A 5,732-nucleotide genomic window follows, 5' to 3' on the forward strand; every position below is an offset into this window, starting at 1 on the left:
GAGCACTGTTAGTCGGTGTAAATGTCCGCTGAACTTACCCTTTGATTGAGCCAACCAACAAACCTTTAATAAAATATTTTTGTAGGAAAGGATATACACAAGCAATTGGCAAAACGGTAATGACTGTAATGGCCATCTTAAAGGTTTGTGGTGTAATGGCACTCATTTGCTTTTGCCCCTGATCTCTTAATTGCTCTAGCGAATTGATTTGATTCAACGTGTTATACAGCACATATTGCAAGGGGTACAAATTAGGAGACATCGTGTTATAGATTTGTGTATCAATAAAAGCATTCCACTGATTGACACATTCAAACAACACAACGGCGGCAAACACAGGTGTACAAATCGGGAATATCACTTGAAAAAATAGCCTAAAATCGTTCGCCCCGTCGACTACGGCAGCTTCCTCCAACTCCTTAGGCAATCCTTCAATATACGTTTTGATTAACACCATGCTGAAAACGGAGACAGCACCTGGAAGAATATAGATCAAGAAGGTTCCCTTCAACTGGAGATAACCCATCAACAGATACATCGGGATGATCCCGCTGGAAATGTAAAGCGTAAACACGAAATATTTGCGAAAAAATTTCACACCGCCCAAATCACTGCGCGTGAGCACATAAGCACCCATGGAGGTGAAAAACAACATTACTGCAGGACCAATCAATGCACGTGCGATCGATACGATGGCCCCTTTCAAAACCGCAGAATCCCCGAGTGCTTTCACGTAAGAATCAAACGTAAATCCTGTTGGAAACAGAACAAGTCCGCCCTTCAGCATATTCGGACTGCTCAGGGAATAGCTAATGATATAAATGAATGGAAATACCATGAGCAACAAAATGAACAACATAAACAAAAAATTGCCGATATCGAATAGGGTGCCGCTTATCGTTCGTTCCTTCATCTTGTTCTCCTATCTAGAATATGGCTTTCCCCGTTGTTTTTTTGGCGATGGTGTTGACTGACATGATAATAATGAGACTTATAATGGTCTTCATAATGCCAACCGCTGTCGCATAGGGATAATTAAGCAATTGCAGTCCATATCTATAAATGTATATATCGAGAACCTCCATCTTCTCCCAGTTCGTTGTATTGGTGAACAGGTAAAACTGTTMGAAGTTGGAATTAAGTATCCACCCACTGTTCAAAATTAGTAGTACAATTAGGGTCGGGATAAGGTTCGGTATAGTAATATGCCACATTCTCTGAAATCGGTTAGCTCCGTCTATTTGGGCGGCCTCATAGAATTCAGATGGAATCGAGGCAATAGCTGAAATAAAAATGACGCTGTTGTATCCCAAAAATTTCCATACTCCTATTAGGATAATAAAAGCCCACGAGTACATAGGATCCCCAAGCACATTAATGCCTTCGTCGATCCATCCCCACTGCACTAAAGTTTCATTTATCGCACCTGAAGAGGTAGCAAACAACGCACTTGAAAGGGAGTAGATAATGATCCAAGATATGAAAAAGGGAAAAAAAGTAACGGTCTGAATCAGTTTACCGAAGAATCGCTGTCGGATTTCATTTAATAGAAGAGCGAACAGGAAAGCCGTTCCTAAGTTGGCAATGAGAGCTCCTATATTAATGGAAAGTGTATTTCGTAATAGGTACATATAGTCATTTGTTTCCGTGAAGAACGCTTTGAATTGCTGCAATCCAACCCATTCCGAATTGAACAAAGGAAAACCGGGCTGATAATGAACAAAGGCAATCATCCAGCCAAAGAGAGGAACATACGAGAAAGTAAATACTATCAAGACAGCCGGTATTAGCATGGCATACAAATATCGTTGTCTAACGATTTTTGTGATCATAATTTATCCTTTCCGCAACTCGGAAGAGATGAAGAGAAGCAATGAAGATTGAACCAATTGTCGATCCAAATATCCATTACTCTCATCATCCTCAAGCCCTTAACTCACCTTATTTTAGTTGATTTAGCTGTGCTTGCTTTTCCTGATAGAGTCGGTTGTATTCATTGATTACAAGATCCGGATTCAGTTTTTGGTACTCGCTGACGATCGATTGATACAAGGTATCGAATTCTTCATCATTTTTTGGTTTGATGATCAAGTTAGTAGAATTTTTCACACGGAAATCGACCATCTTCTGATGCAATGTACCAAGATCAGATGTAGAGTCTATGGAAACCGTTCCAGCAATACCGGTATTGGCCACTTCTCCGGTCTCTAAATAATAATCCTTGGAGCTCTCCCAGCCCAATGCGTTATAGGCTTCTCTCATTTCTTTTGTCAGGCCTAATTCATCTTGAATGATTGGATCGAAGCCCATGGTGTAAGGAACTCCGTCCTGTCCGTTCGTCAATACATTACCCAAGAAGTTGAACAATCCGAATCCTACGCTTCTTTGTGCATCCATATCAGTCAACGTCTTCTTGTAGGCTTCAGTCGGTACACGTTTACCATCGACAATCGTATATTCTTCTCCTTCGAATCCGGACTGCAACAAGATCCGCCCTTCCTCAGTTGCTGCCCACGCCAGCAATTCCTTAATTCTCTCAGGTTGCTTAGCATTTTTAGTAATAGCGAAAATATCAAATGGGCGTGTATCCTCTACTCGAATTTGACGTTTCTCGTTCCGCTCCATCTGCGTCATACTACGAACTGGCATGTTGATATATTGCATCTCTGGATGTCCGGCGTCGATTAATCCTTGATTCGCAGTAGACAGTCCCCATACCACATACCAAGAAGACAACACCCTGCCACTATTGAGTTTCTCAACAAATTGATCATATTTATCTGTGAAGGAGTCTTTATCTAGTATTCCTTCTCGATAAAGCTTGTTGAAGAAGCCCAAGCTTTCTTTCACATATTCATTCGTCATCGTGTCTTCAAATTTTTTGTCTACCTGATTCCAAACGACTCCCATATTTCCGGCAGCCGCTGTATACCTTCCTCCCTTCTCATACATGATGGTGGAAATCCCTTGCATTCCCCAAGGCTCAGCGAAAGGTACAACCATACCAAGTGTCTTCTGACCGTTTGTAGTCGGATTATCCTTCAATGCCTGCTTTAGGAATTTAATGTAATCCTCAGTTGACAGTAAATTCGGCCAACCCTGCTGCTTAAGTGCGTCGGTCCGCACTCCGATATCGAGAACCTCTATATAATTTTTAAAATCAACTGGTACACCGCCCTCCCACTTGTATAGCTTTCCGTCTGGGGCAGTCAATTTCCATAATGGAATTTGTACGCTGAACATTTTGGCGAAGTCTGGTGATTTTTCCACAAAATCATCAAGAGGAAGCAGAGCGCTCGCACGCACATATTTATCAAACGTGGCATTATCCCGAATTGTGATGATTTCCGGATAATCTCCACCAGCCAACATCAGATTTAATTTATCTGTATAATTGCCTGGTGTTTGAACAAAATCAAATACGATATTAAATTTCTCTTTAATAGCTTTTCCGATTTTAGTTTCGTCGCTTCTTTTAATTTGATCATTATCTTGGGTAAGAATTTTAATCACATATTCTTCTTGCAGAGGCACTGCAGCCTCGGTCGTGCTGCTCGAAGTGCTCTTCGGGCTAGTACTTGGTTCAGTTGCCGATGGAGTAGAATTACCAGAACTACACGCCGCGGTCAACAAGACACAACCAATCAGAACCATTAACATAAGTTTTCTTTGAGATTCTTTCATTTCAAATATCCTCCCTTTGTTTTCAGCTGCTTTGTTAACGCTTACAGTTTATAGGATATATGATGTACAATCTCTTTCATATGTTTATACGTTAGTGCCGTTATGTCTATATTTTACCCGCTTCCTTACGATGTGCTTCCCGGTACTGTGATGCGGTTAGACCCATGCATTTTTTGAATGTTTTGGCAAAATGGAAGTAATCCAAATAACCAGAGCTTTCCGATATTTCTTGAATGGAAAAACTCGTTTCAATTAATAACCTACAAGCATTGGCTATTCTTTTCTTAGTCAAATACTGCAGGAAGGTTTCGGAGGATTCTTTTCGAAACAATTGACTAACATAACTCGGATTCAGAATCATCTTTTCGGATATCATTTGCAGAGATAGATCTTCTTTGAAATGCTCGTCTATATAAGCCACGATTTTGCCAAAGGTGGTTGGAGGAAGGATTTTGGGGCTTGGCGCGAAGGAACGATTGTAATGGTTCAATAGCAGAGATTTTAGATAAGCGATCATCTCGTTCACATAACTGAATCTATTCGATAGTTGCTGATAGGACAATAATTGCTCTTCTTCCAGCTTATAAACATGGAATATTACCATATTATACAGAGATACTGCGTTCCTTATCGTAAACGATCCCTCAGCAATCAAAGATTCGATTTTCTCGGTCAGTTCATTAACAAGACTCGAATTCCGAGTCTGATTCAACTTCCATAGAATCTCCTTGATCTCATCCAAATTACCGCTTGGAAAACGAGTACCCCAAATCCCCTTATTTCCAGTGATGAAGAAGCGATGTGCTGCGACACTGGCATCCCCGATCGAGTTAATGAGGTTCGTGGGATCATACACACAGTTACCAATTCCAATGCCTGAAACCCCTTCTGGGGACTCTTGGGAAAGCGACTCTGTTAGTATTGTAGTGTAGTCGCCTCGAATGATATAGGCTTTCAGACTTCTGCCTATCTGCAGAGAAATATATGGAACACCCGCTGGAATTTGCAGATTAGCGGTGCCCACAACAACGAAGGCCGCCGCACCGATTCTCTCATCCCAATCAAAGCCTAACTTGCTCATAGTTTCTAGCAGCATCTGGTTTGAAAATCCTTCGTTCTCCTGAAACATATTTAACAATTCCATTTGAAGAATGGCTCTATTCCTTAGCTGCTTCTTGCTAAATTGATCCAACACCTCCACAATTTCTACTTCATCAAATGGCTTTAGACAATAGGATAGCGCTCCGTATTGAATCGCCTTTCTAGCATACTCGAACTCCTTATACCCCGACGTCACAATAAAACTAATATCCCTGTTCAATTCATTGCTTTTCCTTATTAATTCCAATCCATCCATTCCTGGCATACGAATATCGGTAAACACTAGATCAGGCGAAAATTCCTTTATTTTCTCATATCCATCTATTCCATTGAATGCTTCAGCTATAATCTCATATCCGAGAGATTTCCAGTTGACGATCGACTTTAAACTTTTTACAATCCATTTCTCATCATCTATCAGCAGTACTTTAAGCATTAGCTTCTTCTCCCCTCTGCGGCAGCAATAGCTGAACCTCTGTACCCTTGTCCTCTTCACTGGCAATCCTTAATCCATAAGGAGTACCATAAGCAGTTCTTATGCGGTTGTGAACGTTTACAATCCCGAGATGTTCATTATCGTTATTATTGATTCGCTCAAGAAAGTCTTCACCCGCAGCCAGTTCCGCCTGGATGGACTCCAATTTTTCACTTGTCATTCCAAGCCCATCATCCTTGATCCGTATGACGATATCACCTTCTAGTGTCATCTGTCCTCCGAGCCACAAATTCCCCTTTACCATTCTGTTCTCGAGTCCGTGAGTGATTGCGTTTTCCAAAATTGGCTGAAGAATCATCTTAATAACTCTATATCTTAATAACTCCTCTGGAAACTCAATATGAATCTCAAACCGGTCGTCGAACCTGAAATGCTGCAGCTTTAAATAAGACTTTGCGATATCCAGCTCTTCACCGAGTTTACTTTAATACTATATCGAAGCATCTTGCCC

Annotated in this window: 5 protein-coding genes; all 5 read right to left on the minus strand. The window is 41.0% G+C overall.

Going from position 1 to position 5,732, the window contains the following annotated elements:
* Positions 1–34 precede the first annotated feature (34 nt).
* The 5 genes from AC1DWN_RS26340 to AC1DWN_RS26360 all read right to left on the minus strand — a co-directional run bounded on the left by AC1DWN_RS26340 (position 35) and on the right by AC1DWN_RS26360 (position 5,579).
* Positions 35–913, minus strand: a complete 879-nt coding sequence (locus tag AC1DWN_RS26340; protein WP_477561856.1) for a carbohydrate ABC transporter permease — start codon at positions 911–913, stop codon at positions 35–37.
* A 13-nt stretch (positions 914–926) separates the two neighbouring features.
* Positions 927–1,832: an ABC transporter permease gene (locus AC1DWN_RS26345; protein WP_477561857.1), complete on the minus strand. Its 906-nt coding sequence runs from the start codon at positions 1,830–1,832 to the stop codon at positions 927–929.
* 109 nt (positions 1,833–1,941) lie between these two features.
* Positions 1,942–3,684: an extracellular solute-binding protein gene (locus tag AC1DWN_RS26350; RefSeq protein ID WP_477561858.1), complete on the minus strand. Its 1,743-nt coding sequence runs from the start codon at positions 3,682–3,684 to the stop codon at positions 1,942–1,944.
* Between the two features lie 106 nt (positions 3,685–3,790).
* The gene (locus AC1DWN_RS26355; protein ID WP_477561859.1) at positions 3,791–5,221 is read right to left on the minus strand and encodes a response regulator transcription factor; all 1,431 of its coding nucleotides are present in this window, start codon (positions 5,219–5,221) and stop codon (positions 3,791–3,793) included.
* Complete coding sequence (locus AC1DWN_RS26360; RefSeq protein WP_477561860.1) at positions 5,214–5,579, minus strand: sensor histidine kinase; 366 nt, start codon at positions 5,577–5,579, stop codon at positions 5,214–5,216. The genes AC1DWN_RS26355 and AC1DWN_RS26360 overlap by 8 nt, the downstream gene beginning before the upstream one ends.
* Positions 5,580–5,732: the final 153 nt, after the last annotated feature.

It is taken from the genome of Paenibacillus sp. P4_A7, assembly GCF_056402455.1.

Coding starts and splice junctions, on each gene's coding strand:
- AC1DWN_RS26360 (WP_477561860.1), bottom strand. CDS start 5,579: ATGATTCTTCAGCCAATTTTGGAAAACGCAATCACTCACGGACTCGAG.
- AC1DWN_RS26350 (WP_477561858.1), bottom strand. CDS start 3,684: ATGAAAGAATCTCAAAGAAAACTTATGTTAATGGTTCTGATTGGTTGT.
- AC1DWN_RS26355 (WP_477561859.1), bottom strand. CDS start 5,221: ATGCTTAAAGTACTGCTGATAGATGATGAGAAATGGATTGTAAAAAGT.
- AC1DWN_RS26340 (WP_477561856.1), bottom strand. CDS start 913: ATGAAGGAACGAACGATAAGCGGCACCCTATTCGATATCGGCAATTTT.